Source organism: Ectothiorhodospira lacustris, from assembly GCF_022227845.1.
GTDB lineage: Bacteria > Pseudomonadota > Gammaproteobacteria > Ectothiorhodospirales > Ectothiorhodospiraceae > Ectothiorhodospira > Ectothiorhodospira lacustris.
Genome location: NZ_JAJNQN010000021.1, coordinates 44,844 through 66,682, shown reverse-complemented (window position 1 = coordinate 66,682; position 21,839 = coordinate 44,844). Strand labels below are relative to the sequence as shown.

General features: G+C 62.3%; 23 protein-coding genes and 1 pseudogene. 7 read left to right on the top strand and 17 right to left on the bottom strand.

Annotated features, from left to right (window positions below; all coding sequences use genetic code 11):
* Positions 1–190: 190 nt before the first annotated feature.
* On the top strand, positions 191–394 hold the full coding sequence (locus LQ956_RS13830; RefSeq protein ID WP_238621572.1) for an SAP domain-containing protein: 204 nt from the start codon (positions 191–193) through the stop codon (positions 392–394).
* 44 nt (positions 395–438) lie between these two features.
* Here LQ956_RS13830 and panD read toward each other — a convergent pair whose 3' ends face one another.
* The 11 genes and pseudogenes from panD to LQ956_RS13775 form a co-directional block, all read right to left on the bottom strand.
* The gene (panD, locus tag LQ956_RS13825) at positions 439–819 is read right to left on the bottom strand and encodes an aspartate 1-decarboxylase (protein ID WP_008930669.1); all 381 of its coding nucleotides are present in this window, start codon (positions 817–819) and stop codon (positions 439–441) included.
* Positions 820–936: 117 nt separating this feature from the next.
* Positions 937–1,800, bottom strand: a complete 864-nt coding sequence (gene panC, locus LQ956_RS13820; RefSeq protein ID WP_238621573.1) for a pantoate--beta-alanine ligase — start codon at positions 1,798–1,800, stop codon at positions 937–939.
* Positions 1,801–1,802: 2 nt separating this feature from the next.
* Positions 1,803–2,618, bottom strand: a complete 816-nt coding sequence (gene panB / locus LQ956_RS13815; protein WP_238630192.1) for a 3-methyl-2-oxobutanoate hydroxymethyltransferase — start codon at positions 2,616–2,618, stop codon at positions 1,803–1,805.
* 57 nt (positions 2,619–2,675) lie between these two features.
* Entirely contained in the window at positions 2,676–3,329 is a 654-nt protein-coding gene (locus tag LQ956_RS13810; RefSeq protein ID WP_238621575.1) for a deoxynucleoside kinase, read from the bottom strand.
* Positions 3,326–3,826: a 2-amino-4-hydroxy-6-hydroxymethyldihydropteridine diphosphokinase gene (gene folK / locus LQ956_RS13805; protein WP_238621576.1), complete on the bottom strand. Its 501-nt coding sequence runs from the start codon at positions 3,824–3,826 to the stop codon at positions 3,326–3,328. The genes LQ956_RS13810 and folK overlap by 4 nt, the downstream gene beginning before the upstream one ends.
* A 4-nt stretch (positions 3,827–3,830) precedes the next feature.
* Positions 3,831–5,177 (bottom strand): polynucleotide adenylyltransferase PcnB, encoded by a 1,347-nt coding sequence (pcnB, locus tag LQ956_RS13800; protein WP_238621577.1) that lies wholly within the window; start codon positions 5,175–5,177, stop codon positions 3,831–3,833.
* A 123-nt stretch (positions 5,178–5,300) separates the two neighbouring features.
* The gene (locus LQ956_RS13795) at positions 5,301–6,767 is read right to left on the bottom strand and encodes a peptidoglycan DD-metalloendopeptidase family protein (protein ID WP_238621578.1); all 1,467 of its coding nucleotides are present in this window, start codon (positions 6,765–6,767) and stop codon (positions 5,301–5,303) included.
* Positions 6,768–7,220: 453 nt separating this feature from the next.
* The gene (gene phbB, locus LQ956_RS13790; RefSeq protein WP_238621579.1) at positions 7,221–7,967 is read right to left on the bottom strand and encodes an acetoacetyl-CoA reductase; all 747 of its coding nucleotides are present in this window, start codon (positions 7,965–7,967) and stop codon (positions 7,221–7,223) included.
* A gap of 51 nt (positions 7,968–8,018) precedes the next feature.
* Positions 8,019–8,390, bottom strand: coding sequence for a phasin family protein (locus tag LQ956_RS13785; RefSeq protein ID WP_238621580.1), 372 nt, complete (start codon positions 8,388–8,390; stop codon positions 8,019–8,021).
* 411 nt (positions 8,391–8,801) lie between these two features.
* Positions 8,802–9,101 (bottom strand): annotated as a pseudogene (phaR, locus tag LQ956_RS15140) (polyhydroxyalkanoate synthesis repressor PhaR); the annotation flags it as partial.
* Positions 9,102–9,210: 109 nt separating this feature from the next.
* On the bottom strand, positions 9,211–10,395 hold the full coding sequence (locus tag LQ956_RS13775) for an acetyl-CoA C-acetyltransferase (RefSeq protein WP_238630190.1): 1,185 nt from the start codon (positions 10,393–10,395) through the stop codon (positions 9,211–9,213).
* Positions 10,396–10,813: 418 nt separating this feature from the next.
* On the opposite strand from LQ956_RS13775, the gene phaE reads away from it, so the two are divergent.
* Both phaE and LQ956_RS13765 read left to right on the top strand, forming a co-directional pair.
* Positions 10,814–11,923, top strand: a complete 1,110-nt coding sequence (phaE, locus tag LQ956_RS13770; RefSeq protein WP_238630189.1) for a class III poly(R)-hydroxyalkanoic acid synthase subunit PhaE — start codon at positions 10,814–10,816, stop codon at positions 11,921–11,923.
* A gap of 15 nt (positions 11,924–11,938) precedes the next feature.
* A complete protein-coding gene (locus LQ956_RS13765) occupies positions 11,939–13,006 on the top strand; it encodes a class III poly(R)-hydroxyalkanoic acid synthase subunit PhaC (RefSeq protein WP_238621584.1) in 1,068 nt (355 codons plus the stop codon).
* Positions 13,007–13,265: 259 nt separating this feature from the next.
* Here the strand turns inward: LQ956_RS13765 and LQ956_RS13760 are convergent, their stop codons facing one another.
* Together LQ956_RS13760 and LQ956_RS13755 are read right to left on the bottom strand one after the other, a co-directional pair.
* On the bottom strand, positions 13,266–13,703 hold the full coding sequence (locus tag LQ956_RS13760; protein WP_238621585.1) for an NUDIX domain-containing protein: 438 nt from the start codon (positions 13,701–13,703) through the stop codon (positions 13,266–13,268).
* A 4-nt stretch (positions 13,704–13,707) separates the two neighbouring features.
* Positions 13,708–14,100 (bottom strand): RNA-binding S4 domain-containing protein, encoded by a 393-nt coding sequence (locus LQ956_RS13755; RefSeq protein ID WP_238621588.1) that lies wholly within the window; start codon positions 14,098–14,100, stop codon positions 13,708–13,710.
* Positions 14,101–14,163: 63 nt separating this feature from the next.
* On the opposite strand from LQ956_RS13755, the gene LQ956_RS13750 reads away from it, so the two are divergent.
* Complete coding sequence (locus LQ956_RS13750) at positions 14,164–14,835, top strand: glutathione S-transferase family protein (protein ID WP_238630188.1); 672 nt, start codon at positions 14,164–14,166, stop codon at positions 14,833–14,835.
* Between the two features lie 10 nt (positions 14,836–14,845).
* Here the strand turns inward: LQ956_RS13750 and LQ956_RS13745 are convergent, their stop codons facing one another.
* Both LQ956_RS13745 and LQ956_RS13740 read right to left on the bottom strand, forming a co-directional pair.
* On the bottom strand, positions 14,846–15,301 hold the full coding sequence (locus LQ956_RS13745) for a YcgN family cysteine cluster protein (protein WP_430733429.1): 456 nt from the start codon (positions 15,299–15,301) through the stop codon (positions 14,846–14,848).
* Positions 15,302–15,309: 8 nt separating this feature from the next.
* Complete coding sequence (locus LQ956_RS13740; protein WP_238620678.1) at positions 15,310–15,990, bottom strand: hypothetical protein; 681 nt, start codon at positions 15,988–15,990, stop codon at positions 15,310–15,312.
* A gap of 161 nt (positions 15,991–16,151) precedes the next feature.
* On the opposite strand from LQ956_RS13740, the gene LQ956_RS13735 reads away from it, so the two are divergent.
* The 3 genes from LQ956_RS13735 (at position 16,152) to LQ956_RS13725 (ending at position 18,723) form a co-directional block, all read left to right on the top strand.
* Positions 16,152–16,388, top strand: coding sequence for a flagellar basal body rod C-terminal domain-containing protein (locus LQ956_RS13735; protein ID WP_238620679.1), 237 nt, complete (start codon positions 16,152–16,154; stop codon positions 16,386–16,388).
* Positions 16,389–16,406: 18 nt separating this feature from the next.
* Positions 16,407–16,904, top strand: coding sequence for a hypothetical protein (locus LQ956_RS13730; protein ID WP_238620680.1), 498 nt, complete (start codon positions 16,407–16,409; stop codon positions 16,902–16,904).
* 136 nt (positions 16,905–17,040) lie between these two features.
* Positions 17,041–18,723 (top strand): glutamine--tRNA ligase/YqeY domain fusion protein, encoded by a 1,683-nt coding sequence (locus tag LQ956_RS13725; RefSeq protein ID WP_238620681.1) that lies wholly within the window; start codon positions 17,041–17,043, stop codon positions 18,721–18,723.
* A gap of 105 nt (positions 18,724–18,828) precedes the next feature.
* On the opposite strand, the gene LQ956_RS13720 is transcribed toward LQ956_RS13725, so the two are convergent.
* Together LQ956_RS13720 and LQ956_RS13715 are read right to left on the bottom strand one after the other, a co-directional pair.
* Positions 18,829–19,578: a TSCPD domain-containing protein gene (locus tag LQ956_RS13720; protein ID WP_238630187.1), complete on the bottom strand. Its 750-nt coding sequence runs from the start codon at positions 19,576–19,578 to the stop codon at positions 18,829–18,831.
* Between the two features lie 14 nt (positions 19,579–19,592).
* A complete protein-coding gene (locus LQ956_RS13715) occupies positions 19,593–21,749 on the bottom strand; it encodes an adenosylcobalamin-dependent ribonucleoside-diphosphate reductase (protein ID WP_238630186.1) in 2,157 nt (718 codons plus the stop codon).
* Positions 21,750–21,839 lie beyond the last annotated feature (90 nt).

Below are 21,839 nucleotides of genomic sequence, written 5' to 3'. Positions count from 1 at the left end.
GGCGTAGCCGGTAGTGTCGGCGGTGGGCATGAACGGGAAAAATCGTGCGCGAGCGACCATACTCCTTGGGTCCTGGTCTGCATACGCCATACGTTCCGCAGACTTTCAGGCATGGCGGTCAGCGCCTTGACGGACTGACCCGGCTTGTCCGGAACCCTGTTTGCCGCACGACACGCGGAGGTGATCGGCCATGAATCTGGCCACTGTTCGCTACATCGCCATCAGCAAAGGCATCGACCCCGGGGCCCTTCCCAAGGGGGAACTGATACGCACGATTCAGATCACGGAAGGCTATTCCCCCTGTTTCGGCAATGCCGAAACAGGGGGCTGTGAGCGCATGGAATGTCACTGGCATCTGGATTGCCTAAGGATATCCGCTCGCAGGGACAACTGACGGCCCCCTTGGTTGGGGGCTGATGGAGACGCAGTAAGAACGGCTCAGGCAGCCTGGGTAGCAATCTCGTCACCGGTGCCGGTGACGTGGTTGTGTTCGTTCAGATAGACCAGGGAAGGCTTGAACAGGTCCGCCTCGGCCGCCGTCATCTGAGCATAGGCACAGATGATCACCCGATCCCCCGGGCTGGCCTTGTGGGCCGCGGCGCCATTAACCGAGATCACCCGACTGCCCGCTTCAGCCCGGATGGCATAGGTGGTGAAACGTTCCCCATTGGTCACGTTGTAGATCTGGATCTGCTCATAGGGGCGAATACCCGCCAGTTCCAGGAGATCCGAGTCAATGGCACAGGAGCCTTCATAGTCCAGCTCGGCGTGGGTCACCGCCGCCCTGTGGAGCTTGCATTTGAGCAGAGTCAAGAACATGGTTTCAAACATCCTCCAGGCATTACGCCCCTTCGAGTCCCCGAGGGGCTGTCATTATCATCCCTGCACACTAAAAGAAGTACGACCGATGCCGGTCGTTACCATACAGGACTCCGCTCATCCAGCCGATGAGGGAAGATCCAGACACAGATTGTCAATGAGCCTCGCCCGGCCCAGCCAGGCGGCCGCCAGAATCACCAGCTGAGTGTCTCCCGGCTGTGGCAACGACAGATCCCGCCTTCGCCGCACTGCAACATAATCGGACCGCAGGCCCCGTTTTTCAAGTATTTTCTCTGCCTCCCGCTCCAGTGCGGCATAATCACGCTCACCCGCCTGCAGTCGCGCGGCCAGTTCCGACAGGGCCTGATGGATGGCCGGCGCCTGAGGGCGCTCACCGGCCCCCAGATAGGCATTGCGCGAACTCATGGCCAGACCGTCGGTTTCCCGGACCGTAGCCAGTCCCTCAATACGCACCGGGATATCCAGATCGGCAACCATGCGTCGGATCAGCAACAGCTGCTGAAAATCCTTCTCGCCGAACACGGCCACATCCGGCTGCACCAGATTGAACAGTTTGCAGACCACGGTGGCCACGCCGGCAAAGTGGCCTGGCCGATGGGCGCCCTCCAGCAAGGCGGACAGTCCGGGCACTTCCACCCGGGTCACCTGCCCCCGCCCCGCCGGATACAGTTCGTTTTCGGGCGGAGCAAAGACAAGATCCGCGGCCTCATCGGCCAGCAGGCGGCAGTCCTGCGCCAGGGTGCGGGGATAGGCCGCCAGATCTTCCGCCCGGTCGAATTGCAGAGGATTAACGAAGATGCTCACCACCACCCGGTCCGCCAGCGTTCGGGCATGACGTACCAGACTCAGGTGGCCTTCGTGAAGATTGCCCATGGTGGGTACCAGGGCAACCATGCAGCCCTCCGCCTGCCAGGCCCGTCGTATGCCTCGCAGGTCCGTTACGTGATGTACGATATCCATGATCAGGAAAGAAAGGTGTGTTCCGCAGCGGGGAATGCCCCCGATTTGACCGCCTGCACGTAGGCCGCCAAGGCGGCCTGCACGCCGGGCCGGCCGGTGAGAAAGTTCCTGGCAAAACGGGGTGCATGAGCGGTCATGCCCAGGATGTCCTGCACCACCAGGATCTGCCCGTCACACTGAATACCAGCACCGATGCCGATGACGGGAATCCGGGCCATGGCACGGATCTCCGCCGCCAGGGTGGACGGCACGCACTCCAGCAGCAGCATGTCGGCACCGGCCTCCTGCAGGGCCATGGCATCCTTGATCATGCGCTGGGCCGCCGCCGCCTCCCGCCCTTGGACCCGGTATCCGCCCAGCTTGTGGACGGACTGGGGCCGCAACCCCAGGTGGGCACAGACAGGGATGCCGTGATGGGACATGGCGGTAACCACCGCCACCTGCTGGGCATCCCCCTCCAGCTTGACCATCTGCGCCCCGCCCTCCTGCATGAGGCGGGCGGCGTTGTGCAGGGCCTGATCCACCGACCCGTAGCTCATGAACGGCATGTCGGCCATCAGCAAGGCACGGCGCAGACCACGGGCAACGGCCCGGGTGTGATAGATCACGTCATCCACCGTCACCGGCACCGTGGTTTCATGGCCCAGCACTACCATACCCAGAGAATCTCCCACCAGCACCAGGTCCACACCGGCCTCGTCCATCAGACGGGCCTGAGTGGCATCATAGGCGGTGAGACTGGCAATGGGTTCCTGCCTCTCACACAGGCCCTGCAGGTCCCGCAGGGTCAGCCGCTTTGTCTGGGAGTGTACGCTCACGCTATATCCGCGGTTATCAGAATGAAGATGGGGGACTGCGCCGACGGCCGCCGCCGTTCAGATGGCGGATGGCAGCGGGTTGAAATAGTGACGCCCCGCACGCACCGTGCGCATGAACGCCAGCAACTGCTGAAAATCCTCGTCCCGTTTGACCCAATCGATCTCACCGGCATTGACGATCAGCAGCGGGGCCTCCGCATAATGATAGAAGAAACTGGCATAGGTATCACTCAGGCGCTGCAGATAGACGCTGTCCATCATGCGTTCGAAGCTACGCCCCCGCAATGCAATGCGCTCCCGCAAGACTTCGACAGGCGCCTGCAGGTAGATCACCAGATCCGGCCTGGGGACATTTCTGTCCAGCTCGTTGCGAATCTGCTGATAAAGCCGGTATTCGTCCGCATCCAGGGCCACCTGAGCAAACAGGTCATCCTTGGCCAGCACGAAGTCCACCACCCGGACCGGGTGATGGCCGGCATCCTGCCGGGCCATGCTGCGCAACAGCGCCAGGCGCTGCATGAGAAAGCAGAGCTGGGTAGGCAATGCGGTACCGCGAGGATCCTGGTAAAAGCGCTCCAGAAAGGGGTTTTCCTCGGGAGACTCCAGCACCAGATCCGCATTGAGGGTCTCAGCCAGGCGCTGGGCCAGGCTGGTCTTGCCCACCCCGATGGGACCCTCAACGGCAATATAAGTCGGTTCTGCTTCTGTCATCCAGACTCTTCCACCAGTCTTTCCAGACCGTTCCGGGGGCATCGGGCCAACAGGCCCTCCAGCGCCCCCAGATCGGGGATCCAAAGGTCAGGCGCAATCTCCGCCAAAGGATACAGGACAAAGGCCCGCGCCTGCATCCCGGAATGAGGCACCGTCAGATGAGGCTCATCGATGATTCGGTCACCGTAGAGCAGGATGTCCAGATCCAGGGTCCGCGGCCCCCAGCGCTCACCGTCACGGACACGGCCATGTCGGCGCTCCAGTTCCAGCAAGGCCTGCAGCAGGGCCGCCGGAGCCAGGCGGGTTTCCAGTTCGGCCACCGCGTTGATGTAGTCCGGCTGATCCACCGGCCCCATGGGCGGGCTGCGGTAGAGTGAAGACTGACGTAGCAGGCGGGTATGCGGCAAGCCCGCCAAGGCCTCCAGAGCTTCAAGAACCCGGACCCGCGGCGTCTCCAGATTGGCGCCGATACCAATATAGGCCAGTACGGGTGTCATGACGTCAGGCGTTGCCGGATGACTTGCTGCGGCGCCGACGGCGGGAACGGGGTTTCTTGCCGGACACCTCCACCATGGAGCGCTGCTCCGCTTCATCCACCTCCTGCAGGCGGGTCCACCACTCGCAGCCTTCCGTGAGCGCCTCGCCGGAGCGGGCACGCAGGCAGTAAAAATCGTAGGCAGCCCGGAACCGGGGATGGGTCAGCAGGCGCAGGGCACGGGCGCCGCGACGTTGCTCAAAACGGGGTTGCAGTTCCCAGATCTCCCGCATGGGCAGGGCGAAGCGCTTGGGGATCAGGATGTGTCGGGCCTGCCGGGACAGTACCATCCCGCCGGCATGCTGTAGGGCAGGCAACTCGGCTTCGCCCTCATCCATGAAACGCCGGGCGGCATGACGTACCGGCTCCCATAGCAGAACTGCATAGAGAAACGCCGGATTGACACCCTTGCCGGACTGAATGCGCTCATCGGTATTGCGCAGAGCGTTGGCCACGAAGGTGATGGGAAAGCCCTCCTCCTCGTGGGAAAGGGCTTCTTCCGTCAGCGGGAACATGCGACCGAAGAGGTCATGGTGCCGCAATGCCTCGAAGGTCTGCAGACCGCAACCGGCATGGAAGAGCTTGATGACCTCATCGAACAGACGCGCCGGCGGCACGTCCAGCAGCAGATCTCCCAGACGGGAAAGACAGGATTCCGTCGCTTCATCCAGACGAAAACCCAGTTTGGTGGCAAATCGCACGGCACGCAACATGCGCACCGGGTCTTCCCGATAGCGCACCTCGGGATCACCGATCAGCCGCACTACCCCCTGCTTGAGATCATCCATCCCGCCGGTGTAATCCACCACCGAAAAATCCCGGATATCGTAATAAAGGGCATTGATGGAAAAATCCCGGCGCCAGGCATCCTGTTCGATAGTGCCGTAGACATTGTCCCGGATGATGCGGCCATCCTCGATCAGGGCCTCGGCAACGCCGTCGGCATCACCGTCATCAACAAAGCTGTCATGGGGTGCACGAAAGGTGGCGACTTCGATGATCTCGGACCCGTAAAACACATGGGCCAGACGGAAGCGCCGACCAATGAGGCGACAATTGCGGAACAGACGCCTGACCTCCTCCGGATGGGCATCCGTAGCCACGTCGAAGTCCTTGGGTTCACGACCCAACAGCAGATCCCGTACCCCGCCACCCACCAGGCAGGCACGAAAACCGGCATCCTTCAGACGGTAAAGGACCTTGAGGGCGTTCTCGCTGATATTGGCGCGGGAAATGCCGTGCTCTGCACGGGCATAGATGCGATAAGCACCGGCACCGAATTCAGGCTGGATTGGGTGAAGTTCGTTGGACACACATGTCTTATGCTGCTTATTGTGGGCGCTATCATAGCAGCTTCGTATTGACATGAGGACCTTACCCAATAAAGCCGGTACCCATGGACGGGATCTCCCCGCCCGGCAGCTTCGCGCCACGGGTTACATGGCCATTTCGGAATACGGCAGCATCGCCACCTGACGGGACTGTCGAGGTCCCTTCACTTCCGCCAGTAACGTACTGCTCACCTTCTGGAAGCGCTTGAGGTCTTCACCGGCCAGACGCTCACTGCGGGGCAGTTCGGCCCGCATAGCATCGACCGGACGACCACTCACATGCAACTCATAGTGCAGATGGGGGCCGGTGCTGCGTCCGGTATTGCCGGACAAGGCAATGCGCTGCCCACGCGCCACCGTCTCACCGGGACGCACCAGAGGGCGGCTCAGGTGGAGATAGCGGGTGGTATAGCCCTGGCCATGCTCGATCACCAGGAAGCGGCCGGCATAGGGGTGCGAATCCACCCTCACTACACGCCCGTCGGCAGGCGCCTGAATCGGCGTACCAATGGGCATGGCGAAATCCGTACCATGATGCGGGGCGACGGTACCGGTCACCGGATGGCGGCGCCGCAGATCAAAGGGAGAACTGATCCGGTAGTTGCCGGCAAAGGGACGCCGGTCAAAGGGCGGTAACAAACTGTGACCTTCAGGGGTGTAGAAACGCCCATCCACATGGCGCGCGGCACTGATGTTCAACTGAGCCCCCTGATAATCAAAGGCCAACAGTCTCAGTTCGATGGGTTCGTTATCACCGGCCAGGGTCTCCTGCTCCACCAGCAGGGAGAAGACATCCCCGCTACGGGCATGCATACGCACCGGCAGATGGCGATCGAGCAACACCGCCAGGGCGGCGGCGGCCCGGCCGGAGAGTTCCTCCCGACCGGCAAGCGCGGCGGAAATACTGCCCTCGACCCGCGCCGTAATCACCATATGAGTAATCTCGCGGCCACTCTCCACCTCACGGCGCTCAAAGTCCCAGCCTTCCGCGGCACGCTCCCATTCCACGCCCTTGCCACGGTCGGTCCAGATGCGCAGGCGGGTCAGATACCCCTCATCATCGGTCTGCCACTCCACCTGCTGACCCACTCGCAGACGGTTCAGCACGCGGGCATTTTCGGCATCGCCCAACAAGCGGTACAAGGTGGCCATGGGCAGCCCCCAGTCACCCACCCAGAGGGAAGACAGGCGATCACCACGGGCGATGGTGTACTCGAACCACTCGGAAGCCTTGGACACCTCTTCCTCGTCACCCAGGCTGAAGGACTCATAGGAGGTTGGATTTTCATCCGGTCCCGTTGCAGGGTTCAGCCGCTCCTGAGTCATGAAGGAGGTCCGATGCAACTCACCCTGCCCCGCCTCGGCAGCCGAGGCCACCGCGATCCGGCGCCGCTCCTTGGGCTCGGCGGCCGTCACGGGGACGGCATGTCCCGCGCCCGACGGGCCGGCAGGGATATCCAGGGTCTGGATGAGGGCTACGGATGAAGACGAGCCATTGCCACCGAATCCGGACAGGATCTTGGGATATAAGGCAATGATGATCAGGAAAACAGCAAGGATTCCCATCACCATCGAAAAACTTGGTTTTGAAAACGGCATAGATGCCCCCGTAATTTGCTCACAATGCCTTGCCCTTGTCCCGCCGACTTCTGACGGCACGCATGTCATCGGGCGCGGGGCCTTTTCCGGTCACGCCGGCAAGACCCGGACGGTCAAAGCGCTGGAGACATCGGCGGCGCCGACTCCCCTTTGCGGGCGATTTCCCAACGCCCGCCGGACAGGGCGGAAATCCCCTGCACGGGTCTTTCCGCTTAACCCCAAAACACGGGGGAGAATAGCATCAGATAAAAGCGGGTGCGAATAAATATCATCAAATCAAGCGTTGAGGATGCATTTTTACCACATCACTTTCAATTTTTTGTGACATCCATCACGCTTCAGAAAAGACGCCGACCACAGAAAACGGGCCCCGAAAACGGGGCCCGTACGAGACGCGAGTCTCAGCCGATGGGGCGAACAACGGCCTCAGAAGGAGGTGAACAGACCACCGTTGACCGGGATGTTGGCACCGGTGATGTAGCCCGCCTCTTCGTCGCAGAGCATGGCCACGGTGAAGGCGATGTCGGCCGTGGTGCCCATGCGCCCGGCTGGAATCTGGGCAACGATGGCATTGCGCACATCTTCGGGCATGGCATCGGTCATGGCCGTCGCCGTGTAGCCGGGAGACACCGTGTTGACGGTGACGCCCTTGGCGGCCGTCTCCTGGGCCACCGCCATGGTGAAGCCGTGCATGCCGGCCTTGGCGGCGGAATAGTTGGCCTGACCGAACTGACCCTTCTGGCCGTTGACGGAAGAGATATTGACGACACGGCCGAAACCGCGGGAGGTCATGCCCTCCACCACATGGCGGGTGACGTTGAACACGCTGTTCAGGTTGATGTTGATGACATCACGCCACTGGTCTTCGGTCATCTTGCGCAGCGTCTTGTCCTTGGTGATGCCGGCACAGTTGACCAGAATGTCGATGGGTCCCAGACGGGACTCAATGTCCTGGATCATGTCGGCACAGGACTGGAACGAAGACACATCACCGGCGGCGATGTGCATGTCCAGACCTTCCGCCTTCATCTGCTGCTGCCAGGCCTCGGCCTCGGCCTGCAGCGCGGGCAGGTAATTGGCCACGACCACATGCCCCTGACGGGCCAGCTTCTTGCAGATCTCGGTGCCGATACCGCCGGTACCGCCGGTCACTAACGCTACTCGCTTGGTCACTCTTCGGACTCCTTGTTTCTTGACTGGCCTTGAGGGCTGCGAAAAAGGAAATCAGGCAGCCTTCTTGGCGACAGTGCTCACGTGCCTGACGGTTTCTTCCGCCGCTTTGACGGAGTCATCCATCAACTGGGTCATGGAATTGCGGGCGTCGTCCAGGATCTCATGACCATTCTTGTAACTGACAACCATCTTCCGGCTGCAATCACGCAGCAGGTCCGTCTGCAGGGTCAAAAGCTCCTGATACCCCTTGGCCTTGCCCGCCTGATCAAGGTGTTTCATGCTCACATCCACCAGGCCCGTGGTCAAGTCCAGCTGCTGCTCCAACAGCTTCTGAAAGGCCTGTCGGTTGATGTCACTCAGCTTGCGGAAGGTTTCAAAGCCGCTCTGGTTGGCCTTATTGAACAGCTCGATCATGTCGTTCATGGTGCGCTCTCCGGTGTTTGGGGTGCATGGACACAGCATCCAGCCTTGCCGCTGCTCATGCTGCGGCGCAACATATAACCCCATCCGAAAACGGCGTCAAGGCGACGTGCCGATTTTGCGACACAGGCCCGTCTGCCGTCACCGTCGGCCTCTAGATCTGCCGGGTCATTTCCGCTTTTTACCCACCCCCTGCTCTGCGTCCGCGGCATCTGCGGCTGCATCCTTCGGCGGCTTCTCACCCAGCGGCTCGGCCGGATCTTGCTTGGCCTCATGGCCTGAGCCCGGGAATACTGCGGCCTTGAAGAATTGATCCTGCATGCCCTTCCAGAACTCCAGGTTGCGACGGGTCATCTCCGTAATGTCCCAGGTAGCCCGCCCACCCAGCACACCGCGCATGCGGTCATTGAAATCCCGCTGCTGATCGGCAAAAAACCGCAAACTCTGGTCCAGGTAGCCGGAAAAGGCCTCGTGGACCGCCTCATCGTAGAAACGGATGAAACGCACCAACATCTCCGTGGTGAAGAGCGGCTCTCCGGCCGTCTCCTGCTCGGTGATGATCTGAATCAGGATACCCCGGGTGATATCCTTCCCCGACTGGCTGTCCACCACCTTCACATCGATCCCGCGGCGCACCAGCTGCTGCACATCGGCCAGCGTCACATACCGGCTCTCCTCGGTATCGTAGAGGCGGCGATTGGGGTATTTCTTCACTATCCGCGGTTCATTCACCCGCTTCTCCCATCAATCTTTCACATGGACTGCATGCAGGAGACCGGACCCGACGACAAGTCCGCCGGACCCGGCCGGGGCCTCGCCCCTGTCAGACCGCTTCCACTGCCAAAGCCACACCCTGACCACCACCGATGCACAGGGTGGCCAGACCACGTCGGGCACCGGTACGCTTCATGCCGTGCAGCAACGTCACCAGCACCCGGGCACCGGAGGCGCCGATGGGGTGACCGATGGCGATGGCACCGCCGCTCACGTTCACCTTGGACAGATCCCAGCCCAGCTGCTGGTTGACGGCGATGGCCTGGGCGGCAAAAGCCTCGTTGGCCTCCACCATATCCAGATCGGCAGGACGCCAGCCGGCCTTTTCCAGGCACTTGATGGTGGCGGGGATGGGACCAGTACCCATGATCGCCGGGTCCACGCCCGCAGCGGCGAAGGAGACGATACGGGCCAGCGGGTTGAGACCCAGCTCACTGGCCATGGATTCACGCATGACCATCACGGCAGCGGCACCATCATTAATGCCGGAGGCATTGCCCGCGGTCACCGAACCGTCTCGACTGAACGCCGGCCTCAACTTACCCAGACCCTCTGCCGTGGTGCCGTGACGGGGAAATTCGTCCGTGTCAAAGACCTTCACTTCCCCCCTCTTCTGAGGGACCTCCACCGGCACGATCTCATCCTTGAAATAGCCCGCCTTCTGGGCGGCTTCGGCCCGCTGCTGGGACTGGGCGGCAAAAGCATCCTGCTCCTCCCGGCTGATCCTGAACTCGCCAGCGATGTTTTCAGCGGTGGTGCCCATGTGATAGTCATTGAAGGCACACCACAGGCCATCCTTGATCATGGTGTCCACCATCTTCCAGTCGCCCATCTTGGCGCCCTGACGGGAACCGGGCAGCACATGGGGAGAGGCGCTCATGTTCTCCTGGCCACCGGCGATCACCACATTGGAATCACCACACAGGACCGACTGCCAGGCCAGATGAACCGCCTTGAGGCCACTACCGCAGACCTTGTTGATGGTCATGGCCGGAGAGGAATAGGGAATGCCGGCTTCCACGGCGGCCTGACGAGCGGGATTCTGGCCCACGCCCGCCTGCAGCACCTGCCCCAGGATGATCTCGTCCACCTGCTCAGAGGACAGACCGGTGCGAGCCAGCAGGGCCTTGATGACCATGGCCCCCAGGGTCGAGGCCGGAATCTGGGACAAGGAACCGTTGAAGGTACCGACCGGGGTGCGCGCCGCATCGACGATGACAATAGATTCAGCCATGTAAATCCTCCTGATCAGGGGCGTATTCTGAGATGGTATGCCTGTGGCCCGCCCCGTGACCGGATCATGATGCCCGGCACCGGGGGTGGCTCGCACTTTCAGGGCACTTGGTCTTGCTTTCCTGGCATATTTGATCCAAAAGGGAGACAGTCTCGGGGATCAATGAATCACTCCGGCTGTTTATACCAGAAGCGGTGCGCCTATGACCAACCATGACGCACCACCCCGGCGGAAATGTTGCACCGCACAACTTCTATGCTAACCTTATCCTCATAATGCTGTACGCTGTCGGATCGTCCCAAGTGCTGACAACCCAAGCCCGGAAACCTCCCATGGGCCCGGGTTTCCGATTGGCCGGTCGCGACAGCCCTCCGGATGATAACCACCTGGCCCAGAATGGACCCAAAGGAGATGATTGATGGCTGACTCAAACCCCTTTAACCCTGAAGACTGGATGGAAGCCCAGCGCAAGTACTGGTCTGCCTGGATGGACATGAGCCGCAAGTCCATGGGTGGCAGCGAAGGTACCACCAACTGGGGGAACGGACTGGACCAGTGGTGGAAGACCGCCTCCACCGGCATGCCCTTGTCCGGCAACGATGCCCTGGAACAGATGATGAACGTGGGTCGCGGCTATTTCTCCATGGCCGAGAACCTCTATCGCGGCAACAACGGGCAGCAGAATGCCGCCGAAGCCGTGAACAAATGGCTGGACCAGATGAGCAATGCCTTCCAGGGTTTCACCAACATGCCTGGTGCCAGCAAGGATGCCAAGGCCTTCTGGCAGATGCCCCTGGACACATGGAGCCGCGCCACATCCTCCTTCATGCCCATGCCGGGCGACTTCATGCAGGCCCTGCGGCCACCGGCCCGCGCGCCCTATGGCGATGCGGTCCAGGAACAGCTGGACCGCTTCCTGTCCGTACCCGGTGTCGGCTACACCCGCGAATCCCAGGAGCAGTACCAGAATCTGGCCAAACTGATGGTCAACTACCAGCAGGCCATGCAGAACTACCAGGGCGCCTTCAACAAGGTAGGCATGGACTCCATCGACCGTTTCCGGGCCCGACTGGACGATGCCGGCCGTCAGGACAAACCCATTACCTCCATGCGTACTCTCTACGATGAGTGGGTGGACGTCTGTGAAGAGGTCTATGGCGAATTCGTCATGTCCGAGGAGTACGCCAAGATCTACGGCGAGATGGTCAACAGCCTGATGGCAGTAAAGCGCCAGGGCACCCGTCTCATGGACGAGGTTACCGAAAGCCTGAACATGCCCACCCGCCGCGAGGTCAACACCCTGCACCGCCGCCTCCAGGAAAGCCGTCGTGAGATGCAGGCCCTCAAGACCGCCGTGCGCAAACTGACCGAACAGGCGAACGGCGATGCCACGCCGGCGCAGGCTGAAGCCAAGGCTGAAAGCAAAGGGGTCGCTGAAAGCGGAGAAAGTGCCGCAACCGGCACCCGCGGGCGTAGCACGGCCACCAAGCGCCAGACCGCATCCACCAAGGCCAAGCAGAGCGACTAAAAGGAGAGACGGCCAATGATTCCGATTCAGATCAGACCCGATCAGGTCATGGACGAGCTGACCACCTTCCAGAACAAGCTCACCCAGGGCTTGCAGAACCTGGCCGACGCCGGCGACATCCCTGCCGGCGTGACGCCCAAAGAAGCGGTCTACAAGGAAGACAAGCTCACCCTGTACCGTTTCCAGGCACCGGCCTCCGTGGTGCAGCATCCGGTACCGGTGCTGATCGTCTACGCCCTGGTGAACCGCCCCTACATGACCGATCTGCAGGATGACCGCTCCACGGTCAAGGGTCTGCTGGACGCCGGCATGGACGTCTACCTGATCGACTGGGGCTACCCGGACCGGGCCGACCGTTTCCTGACCATGGATGATTACCTCAACGGGTACGTGGACCGCTGCGTGGATGAGATCTGCCGTCGCCACAAGCTGGACAAGATCAACCTCCTGGGCATCTGTCAGGGCGGCACCTTCAGCCTGTGCTACAGCGCCATGCATCCGGAAAAGGTGCAGAACCTGATCACCATGGTGACTCCGGTGGACTTCCACACCCCGGGCAACATCCTCTCCCACTGGGTCAAGCATGTGGATGTGGACACCCTGGTGGACACCATGGGCAATATCCCCGGTGAACTGCTCAACTGGACCTTCCTTAACCTCAAGCCCTACCAGCTCATGGGCCAGAAGTATCTGGACATGGTGGAAGTGCTGCAGGACAAGGACAAGCTGGATAACTTCCTGCGCATGGAGAAGTGGATCTTCGACAGCCCGGACCAGGCGGGCGAGACCTATCGCCAGTTCATCAAGGACTTCTACCAACAGAACAAGCTGATGAACGGTGGCCTGCACATCGGCGAGCACGAGATCGACCTGGCCAATGTGACCATGCCGGTGCTGAACATCTTTGCCGAGCAGGATCACCTGGTACCGCCGGATGCCTCCAAGGCCATGGCCGGAAAGGTAGGCACCAAGGACTACACCGAACTGTCCTTCCCCGGCGGCCATATCGGCATCTATGTGAGCGGCAAGGCACAAAAGACCGTACCGCCGGCCATCGGCAAGTGGGTCAAGGAACGGGGTTAATCAATCCCCCCTCCGCCCCTCTCTCCCATCGGGGGAGAGGGAACTGCCATGAGTCCCTGCGGGAAGCGCTGAATCACTCCCTCACTGCATCTACAGTCCCTCTGGCCGTCACTCCCGCGAAAGCGGGAGTCCAGGGTTCCCAAGCCGCGAGTGGATTCCCGCGTACGCGGGAATGACTGATTCAAAAACTGACGACCGACTCAGCACGGATAATGACAGACTCAGAGGCGGGAATGGCTCACGCCAAGGGATGATGCATTCAGAACGACCTTAGCGGAGCCACCCGGCCCGTGCGCCGGAATTCCAGATAGTCATCCAGTATCCGGCGATGATCGAAGGCCAGGGGCCGGTCCACCCGGTCCGGGGCCACGACCCAGACCGCCTTGGCATCATCCGCCGCCACCGGCATCCCCCGGGCCACCGCCGCATAGACGGCACTCACCGTATGCCCCCGTTCATCCCGGCCAGGGTCCGAATAGCAGCCCAGCAGGGCCTCCAGTCGCACCACCAATCCGGTTTCCTCCCGGGCCTCGCGGACCGCGGCCTGCTCTAGTGGTTCCCCCACATCCATGAAACCGCCGGGCAAGGCCCAGCCATGGGGCGGATTCAGGCGCTCGATCAGCACGATGCGATCGGCCTGATCCTTCAGACGAATGATCACGTCAGCGGCGATGAGCGGTGTCACGGGTCTGGGCACGGGTCTACTCCTTACCGATGAAGCGGCGGATATGACGCCGGTCACGGCGATCCGGGCGATGCTCCGTATGGGGCACGGCCAGCCGGGCCAAACGCCGTGCCTCGGCCTCCTCGGCACGTCGAATACGGCTCTCTTCCGACTCCCGGTACAGGGCCTGAGCCTCAGTGGCGGGCCGGCGCCGGTCGTTCAGCCCCAGCACCGCCACCTCCCAGGCCTCGGCATTGCGCGTGATGCGAAGCTGATCGCCCACCTTGACGGTCCGGGCCGGCTTGACCCGCTGCCCGTTCACATGGACATGTCCTCCGCTCACCGCTTCGGCGGCCAGGGCGCGAGTCTTGAAGAAACGGGCGGCCCAGAGCCATTTATCGATTCGCACAGCACTCAATGCATCACTCATGAACCAGGTCCGCGTGGATTGATACACTGGACAGCTTACCAAACCAGGGACCCGCACCTCTCCATGCACTTGAGACTCATCAGCTTCGAACTCTGCCCCTTCGTCCAGCGCAGCGTCATCACCCTGCGCTACAAGCAGGCCCCCTACGAGATCGACTATATCGACCTGGAACACCCGCCGGAATGGTTTCTCGCCCTCTCCCCCACCGGCAAGGTCCCGGTGCTGCAGGTGGACCAGCGGACGGTCCTGTTCGAATCCGCCGTCATCAACGAATTCATCGATGACATCACCCCACCCGGCCTCAAGCCCACCGACCCGCTGACCCTGGCCCTGAACCGGGCCTGGATCGAGTTCGGCAGCCAGGCCATCATCGACCAGTACCGGCTCATGATGGCTGAAACGGAACATGACCTGGAACAGCATCTGGCCGCCGCCATCGCCGGACTGCGCCGCCTGGAAGCGGCCCTCGGTGAAGGCCCCTGGTTCAACGGCGAGGCCTTCTCCCTGGTGGATGCCGCCTACGCCCCCCTGTTCATGCGCTATACCCTACTGAACCGGGCCATACCTCTGCTCGACGGGGCCGACTTCCCCCGAATCCAGGCCTGGGCGGACCGACTCAATGCCCTGGATGCAGTCAAGACGTCCGTGGTGCCGGATTTCGCCGCCCGCCTCAAGGCCTATCTACAGACCAAGGAGGGGCACGGCCCCCGGCAGTTTGCAAGGATTCCGGGTTGAGAAGGAGCGGTCAACCCGGCCCGTCTTGGCAGGGCCAGATGACGATCCGGGTCTGCCAGTCATCCCGCATCCTCTGCTCGCAGAGGATGCGGCCTTGCACGGACACGCCCGCCCGATGGACGCTCTCCGGATCACCGGTAAGCAGAGGATGCCACGACGGCAGCCCCCTACCCTCATGGAGGCGGCGATAGGCGCAGGTAGGCGGCAGCCACGCCACCTGGGTCACTTCAGCCGGGGTCAGCCGGACACAGTCCGGTACCTGAGACAGGCGATCCTCATACCGGCTGCAGCGGCAGCTCTGGGGGTCCAGCAGACGGCAGGCCACGTCCGTGTAGTAAATCTCGTCGGTATCCTCGTCCTGCAGCTTGTGCAGGCAGCAGCGTCCGCAGCCGTCACAGAGTGCTTCCCATTCATGATCGTCCAGGTCGGCCAGCGGCCGGCCTTCCCAGAAACCGGGCTTGAGCAATGCCCCGGTCATGGCTGCAGCCGATCCAGGCCCTCGCCGGCCAGGATGCGCCCCTGGGCCTCGTCGAAACGGGCCGGTGCGACGTAGTGCAACACATCCCGGCCCCGGCGATTGAACATCAGCACCAGCCCCTGCTCCGGATACAGCCAGTAGCGGCGACCATCATCCATGGGCAGGCGCTGGTAGGGCTCACCAAAACGGGCCAGCACGGATTCCTCATCATAACGGGCCCTTGGCACATAGGTGATCTCCGCCACCGGCAGCGCCAGCGCGGCCCGGGTGTCGCTTTCCGACAGTTCCAGACGGCGTGCGCCGCTGGGGGTGGCCTTGCCATGGACCGCCCGCTCGGCAAAGCCTGACAGGATCTCCTCATCCGCCACCAGTACCGCCAGGAAATTGGCCTCGAAGGGCCCCAGTTTCACCGGCCCGAAATAGGCCTCCAGGCTCTTCCCATCCTCCCGGGTCTGAAACAGGGCCAGGCTGGGAAATGCCATGAACCGTTCCCGCAGGTCCGACAGCGGCGTCTGTTCCAGGTGAATGCCGAAGACGCTGGAGGTCCCGTCGGCATGGACCTCCACATCCCAGGGCAGATCATCGTAATGGGTCCGGGGCGGCGAGCCGGTCAGCAGAAAGGCCAACCCGAAAAAGGGGATGGCAACGGATAGGGTCAACAGGATCTTTTTGAACATGATGTGGTCACAGTGGGAAGCGCCGTGGAATGGGCAAGATTAACATCCCCTGACCGGGGGGCGGGCGCGGCCGCCGGACGGCGCGAAGAATCCGCCCGATGGGAAGACATTCGCCCATCATTCAACTAGACTTGTAGTAAGCCTCAATCCAGAACAAGCCAATGGTCATCACAACCGCAAGCTACAGTGCGCTGTCCGGGATCCACACCGGCATGCAGGGGCTGCGCGGAAACGCGGCGGAGATCGCTGGTGCCGGACAGATGAACGGCACGGCGCAACGCAGTCTGATGGAACCCCTGGTCGAGCAGATTCAGCATGCCACCCAGGTGGAGGCCTCCGTCAAGGTCCTGCAGACGGAAGACCGGATGCTGGGCACACTTATCAACGTGAAGGCCTAACGGCGAGGAGTCCAAGCCATGATGGTCACGACCCCAGTCATGAACCCCGTCCAACCGGTGATTCCCAACCCGGTGATCCCCGCCCCTGTGGAACGTGAGGGTGGCGGCGGCACGGTGACCCCTACCGAATTCGATCGGGCCGTGCTCAATAGCGAGGAGGTCGAGCAAGGCCGACCCGACGCGGCACGCTCCCAGGAGGAGGCCATTGCCCGTCAGCAAGGCGGTAGCGAACTGGCGGCCCAGGCCCGGCTCCAGGCGGCCCGCGAGGCGGAAACCGCCCCGGCCGGCTTTGGTGTCGATCCCGCCCAACTGGCGGATCCCGAATCTGCCCGGCAAGCACCCGCAAGCACCGCAGGTGATGCCGCTGCCGCAGCGACCGGTCCCGCACCCGGCGATGAAACCGGCCGGCCCGGCGTGACCGAGATGCAGGAACGTCTGGAATCACGCATTGTTCGGGACATGTTCCCCGATCCCAACCGTCCGGCGGAATCCAGTCGGTTCTTCGATGTGACCTGAGATCAATAACGTGTTCCTGCCTCAAGCCCCCTGTTTCAGGGGGCTTTTTTGTTGACCTCTCGACGCCTCGCCCATATTGGCGCCGCCACGACCTCCCCCGTATACTGAGCGGCTTCCCCCAAGCACGCATCAGGCAATGACTGAACCGGACATCCAGGGCCCTACCCACTTCATCCGCAACCGTATCCGCAAGGAGCTGGATGCAGGCCAGTATCAGCAGATCGTCACCCGTTTTCCGCCGGAGCCCAACGGCTACCTGCATCTGGGGCATGCCAAATCCATCGCCCTGAACTTCAGCGTGGCCGAGGCGTTCGGCGGGCACACCAATCTTCGCTTCGACGACACCAACCCGGCCAAGGAGGAGCAGCGGTACATCGACGCCATCAAGGAAGATGTGCGCTGGCTGGGCTACACCTGGAAGCACGAGCGCCACGCCTCCGACTACTTCGAACAGCTCTATGCGTGGGCCCTGCACCTGATCGACCATGGCCTGGCCTACGTGGACAGCCAGGATGCGGAGAGCATCCGCGCCCAGCGCGGCACCCTCACCGAACCCGGCGTGGAAAGCCCCTTCCGCAATCGCCCCAGCGAGGAAAGCCGCGACCTGTTCCAGCGCATGCGCGCCGGCGAGTTCGCGGACGGCGCCCACGTGTTGCGGGCGAAGATTGACATGGCCTCCGGCAACATCAATCTGCGGGACCCGGTCATCTATCGCATCCGCCACCTGACCCACCCGCGCACCGGTGACCAGTGGTGCATCTATCCCAGCTATGACTACGCCCATGGACAAAGTGATGCCATCGAGCACATCACCCACTCCCTGTGCACCCTGGAATTCGAGGATCACCGCCCCCTCTACGAATGGCTGCTGGCGCACCTGCCGGTGCCTTCCCACCCGGTGCAGATTGAATTCTCCCGGCTCAACCTGGACTTCACCGTCCTCTCCAAGCGCCGCCTCACCCGCCTGGTGGACGAAGGCCATGTCAGCGGCTGGGATGACCCCCGCATGCCCACCCTGGCCGGGGTGCGTCGTCGGGGCTTCACCCCCGAAGCCATCCGCACCTTCTGTGCCGAGATCGGCGTCACCAAGTCCGACTCCATCATCCCCTTCGGCGTGCTGGAAAACGCCCTGCGCAACGATCTGAACGAACGCGCCCCCCGCACCATGGCCGTCCTGCGTCCCCTCAAGCTGGTGCTGACCAACTTCCCCGAAGGCGAGACGGAATGGCTGGACGCGGCGGTCCACCCACAGAAGCCGGACATGGGCACCCGCCGGGTAGCCATGACCCGGGAGATCTACATCGAAGCCGACGACTTCATGGAAGAGGCGCCCAAGAAGTTCTTCCGCCTCAAGCCCGGCGGTGAAGTACGCCTGCGCAATGCCTTCATCATCCGCTGTGACGAGGTGATCAAGGATACAGGCGGCCAGGTGGTGGAACTGCGCTGCAGCCTGGATCCGGACACCCGTTCCGGCCAACCCGGCGCCAACCGCAAGGTCAAGGGCACCATCCACTGGGTCTCGGCCGTCCACTCGGTGCAGACCGAAGTCCGGCTCTACGACCGTCTGTTCCAGGTGCCCGATCCCGCCGGCGACAAGGCCGTAGACTTCACCGAGCATCTGAACCCGGAATCCCTGGTGGTGATCCCGGATGCCCGCATCGAACCCGAGACGGCCAAGGCCCGGCCCGGCGACTCCTTCCAGTTCGAGCGCCTGGGGTACTTCGCCGCCGACCCGGACGGCACCCCGGAGCGGCCGGTATTCAACCGGGCCGTCACCCTGCGGGATACCTGGGCAAAGATCGAGGGCCAGGGCGCCTGATCCGGGTGCCCCCACAGGCATCAACCCGCTAGGCGCATCTAAAAAAGCCCCCGCCGATGATCCATCGGCGGGGGCTTTTTTCATGTCACATCATTTCATTTCCCATCAGCCGCACTTGCTGTCGCCGCAGTTCAGGCAGGTGAGGCAGTTGTCCATCACCACCACGGCCTTGGTGTGGCACTTGCCGCAGAGCTGGGCACCGGGGGGGAAGCTCTCCCGGGCCTGGGGATCGTCGCTGGCCTGATGCACGCTGGCCTCGTACTGGGCGCGCTTTTCCTCCACCAGGCGGCGCTGATGTTCGTCCAGACCCTCATCCTTGATCAGACCGATCATGCGCATGTGGCTCTCGATGGCATCGCCGATCTCGGCCACCAGGGAAGGCATGTACTTGCCGCCCTTCTTGAAATAGCCGCCCCGGGGATCGAACACGGAGCGCAGCTCCTCCACCAGGAAGGTGACGTCGCCACCCTTTCTGAATACCGCCGAGATGATGCGGGTCAGGGCCACGATCCACTGGAAGTGATCCATATTCTTGGAGTTGATGAAGATCTCGAAGGGACGCCGCAGCTCGTGCTCGGTGCCCGGGTTCAGGATCACATCGTTGATGGTCACGTACAGGGCATGCTCGGAGAGCGGGGTCTTCAGCTTGTAGGTGGACCCCAGCAGCATCTCAGGCCGTTCCAGCTTCTCATGCATGTGCACCACCTTGGGGGCCTTGTCGGCCGTGTCCACGGCCGGCGCCGCTGCGGGCGCCGGTTCCTCTTGGGGTATCGCCGGCGGCTGGCTCTCGCCATCGGGGCGAGGCTCGCGGCTGATGCCGAAATCCACGATCTTGCTACTGATCTTGATGGTCATGATGATGCCCTTGTTCAGAATTTACCGTAATACCCTTCCTTCAGGGCATCGTAGAGATTGGCGGCGTTATGGGTCTCGCCGTCGTATTCGATTTCTTCATTGCCCTTGGCCAGCACCACGCTGCCGTCTTCCAGCACGAAGCGATAGGTGGTGTTCTCCAGATCCTTTTCCTTCACCAGCACGCCCTGGAAGGCCTCCGGATTGAAGCGGAAGGTGGTGCAGCCCTTGAGCCCCTGCTCATAGGCATACATGTAGATGTCCTTGAAGTCGTCGAACAGATGGGCCGTGGGCACGTTGATGGTCTTGGAAATGGACGAGTCGATCCACCTCTGTGCCGCCGCCTGCACATCCACATGGGCCTTGGGATCGATCTCGTCGGCGGTGATGAAATACTCGGGCAACTGGGCCTTGGGGTCTTCCGCATAGGGCATGGCCTCGGGATTGACCAGGTGCCGGTAAGCCAGCAGTTCGAAGGAGTACACGTCCACCTTTTCCTTGGTCTTCTTGCCGGAGCGGATCACGTTGCGGGCATAGTGGTGGGCGAACGAGGGCTCGATCCCGTTACTGGCATTGTTGGCCAGGGACAGGGAGATGGTCCCCGTAGGCGCGATGGAGGTGTGGTGGGTGAAACGGCAACCCTGGGCCGCCAAGACCTTCACCAGCTCAGGGTCCACCTGGGCCACCTGCTGCATATAGCGGCTGTAGCGGGCATGCAGCACCTTGCCCTTGATCCGGTCGCCCACCTTGATGCCGTCCTGCTCCATCTCCGGGCGCAGGCGCAGCATGGTGGGGGTCACTTCGAACTCTTCTTCCATGATGGGCGCCGGTCCCTTCTCCCGAGCCAGGGACAGACCGGTGCGCCAGCCCGACAGGGCCATCTCCCGGGTGACGTCCTCGGTGAAGCGCAGGGATCTTTCCTCGCCGTACTTCATGCCCAGCATGGTGATGGCGGAGCCCAGCCCCAGGTAGCCCATGCCGTGGCGGCGCTTGCGGATGATCTCCTCCCGCTGCTGGGGCAGCGGCAGGCCGTTGATCTCCACCACGTTGTCCAGCATGCGGGTAAAGACGGCGACGGTCTCCCGGAACTGTTCCCAGTCGAACCGGGCCTTGGCGGTGAAGGGCTCGCGCACGAACTTGGTGAGGTTGATGGAGCCCAAGAGACAGGCGCCGTAGGGCGGCAAGGGCTGCTCGCCGCATGGGTTCGTCGCCCGGATCTGCTCGCACCACCAGTTGTTGTTCATCTCGTTGACCTTGTCGATGAGCACGAAGCCCGGCTCGGCATAGTCATAAGTGGAGGTCATGACCACATTCCACAGCTTGCGGGCAAGCAGGCGTCGGTAGATGCGGCAGGCCACCAGGCCATCGTTATTGGTGATGTAGTCGGCGGGATCGGGCCAGTCGCGCCACAGCACCTGCGCCGGATCATCCAGGTCGATGCCGTCCTGCTCCGCCTCCTGCAGGGTCATGGGGAAGGCCAGGGGCCATTCGGCGTCATCCTTCACCGCCTGCATGAAATCGGCGGTGATGAGCAGGGAGAGGTTGAACTGGCGCAGGCTACCGTCCGCACGCTTGGCGCGGATGAAATCCACCACGTCCGGATGACCGATGTCGAAGGTGCCCATCTGCGCCCCCCGGCGCCCCCCGGCGGAGGACACGGTGAAGCACATCTTGTCGTAGATATCCATGAACGACAAAGGCCCGGAGGTATAGGCACCGGCGCCGGAGACATAGGCCCCCCGGGGACGCAGGGTGGAGAAGTCATAGCCGATACCGCTGCCGGCCTTCAGGGTCAGCCCCGCCTCGTGGAGTTTCTGCAGGATGTCGTCCATGGAGTCATGGATGGTGCCCGATACGGTGCAGTTGATGGTGGAGGTGGCAGGCTTGTGCTCCCAGGCACCGGCATTGGCGATGATACGCCCGGCCGGGATCGCCCCCTGGCGCAGGGCCCAGAGGAACTTGCCGTACCATTTTTCCCGCAGTTCGGGGGTGGCCTCCACATCGGCCAGGGCCCGAGCGATGCGCTTCCAGGTGTCATCCAGGGTCTCATCCAGGGTCTCGTCGGTGCGGGTCTTGAGACGGTACTTCTTGTCCCAGATATCCAGGGAGGCCGGCTGCATCGGCACCTCCCGTGAAGATGGATTCGCAAGGGCTTGTTCGGCCTGGAGTTTCATGGGGGCGTTCCTTTTGAAGATACAACTTGTTGTGCCTTGTGGAATGAATAGGCACAACATAGGGGAATTTCGTGGGGCAAGACTAGACTC

Bases quoted from the DNA above. Each gene is read 5' to 3' on its own strand.
- LQ956_RS13830 (WP_238621572.1), top strand. From the start codon at position 191: ATGAATCTGGCCACTGTTCGCTACATCGCCATCAGCAAAGGCATCGAC.
- panD (WP_008930669.1), bottom strand. From the start codon at position 819: ATGTTCTTGACTCTGCTCAAATGCAAGCTCCACAGGGCGGCGGTGACC.
- panC (WP_238621573.1), bottom strand. From the start codon at position 1,800: ATGGATATCGTACATCACGTAACGGACCTGCGAGGCATACGACGGGCC.
- LQ956_RS13810 (WP_238621575.1), bottom strand. From the start codon at position 3,329: ATGACAGAAGCAGAACCGACTTATATTGCCGTTGAGGGTCCCATCGGG.
- folK (WP_238621576.1), bottom strand. From the start codon at position 3,826: ATGACACCCGTACTGGCCTATATTGGTATCGGCGCCAATCTGGAGACG.
- LQ956_RS13795 (WP_238621578.1), bottom strand. From the start codon at position 6,767: ATGGTGATGGGAATCCTTGCTGTTTTCCTGATCATCATTGCCTTATAT.
- LQ956_RS13785 (WP_238621580.1), bottom strand. From the start codon at position 8,390: ATGAACGACATGATCGAGCTGTTCAATAAGGCCAACCAGAGCGGCTTT.
- LQ956_RS13775 (WP_238630190.1), bottom strand. From the start codon at position 10,395: ATGGCTGAATCTATTGTCATCGTCGATGCGGCGCGCACCCCGGTCGGT.
- phaE (WP_238630189.1), top strand. From the start codon at position 10,814: ATGGCTGACTCAAACCCCTTTAACCCTGAAGACTGGATGGAAGCCCAG.
- LQ956_RS13765 (WP_238621584.1), top strand. From the start codon at position 11,939: ATGATTCCGATTCAGATCAGACCCGATCAGGTCATGGACGAGCTGACC.
- LQ956_RS13755 (WP_238621588.1), bottom strand. From the start codon at position 14,100: ATGAGTGATGCATTGAGTGCTGTGCGAATCGATAAATGGCTCTGGGCC.
- LQ956_RS13750 (WP_238630188.1), top strand. From the start codon at position 14,164: ATGCACTTGAGACTCATCAGCTTCGAACTCTGCCCCTTCGTCCAGCGC.
- LQ956_RS13740 (WP_238620678.1), bottom strand. From the start codon at position 15,990: ATGTTCAAAAAGATCCTGTTGACCCTATCCGTTGCCATCCCCTTTTTC.
- LQ956_RS13735 (WP_238620679.1), top strand. From the start codon at position 16,152: ATGGTCATCACAACCGCAAGCTACAGTGCGCTGTCCGGGATCCACACC.
- LQ956_RS13730 (WP_238620680.1), top strand. From the start codon at position 16,407: ATGATGGTCACGACCCCAGTCATGAACCCCGTCCAACCGGTGATTCCC.
- LQ956_RS13725 (WP_238620681.1), top strand. From the start codon at position 17,041: ATGACTGAACCGGACATCCAGGGCCCTACCCACTTCATCCGCAACCGT.
- LQ956_RS13720 (WP_238630187.1), bottom strand. From the start codon at position 19,578: ATGACCATCAAGATCAGTAGCAAGATCGTGGATTTCGGCATCAGCCGC.
- LQ956_RS13715 (WP_238630186.1), bottom strand. From the start codon at position 21,749: ATGAAACTCCAGGCCGAACAAGCCCTTGCGAATCCATCTTCACGGGAG.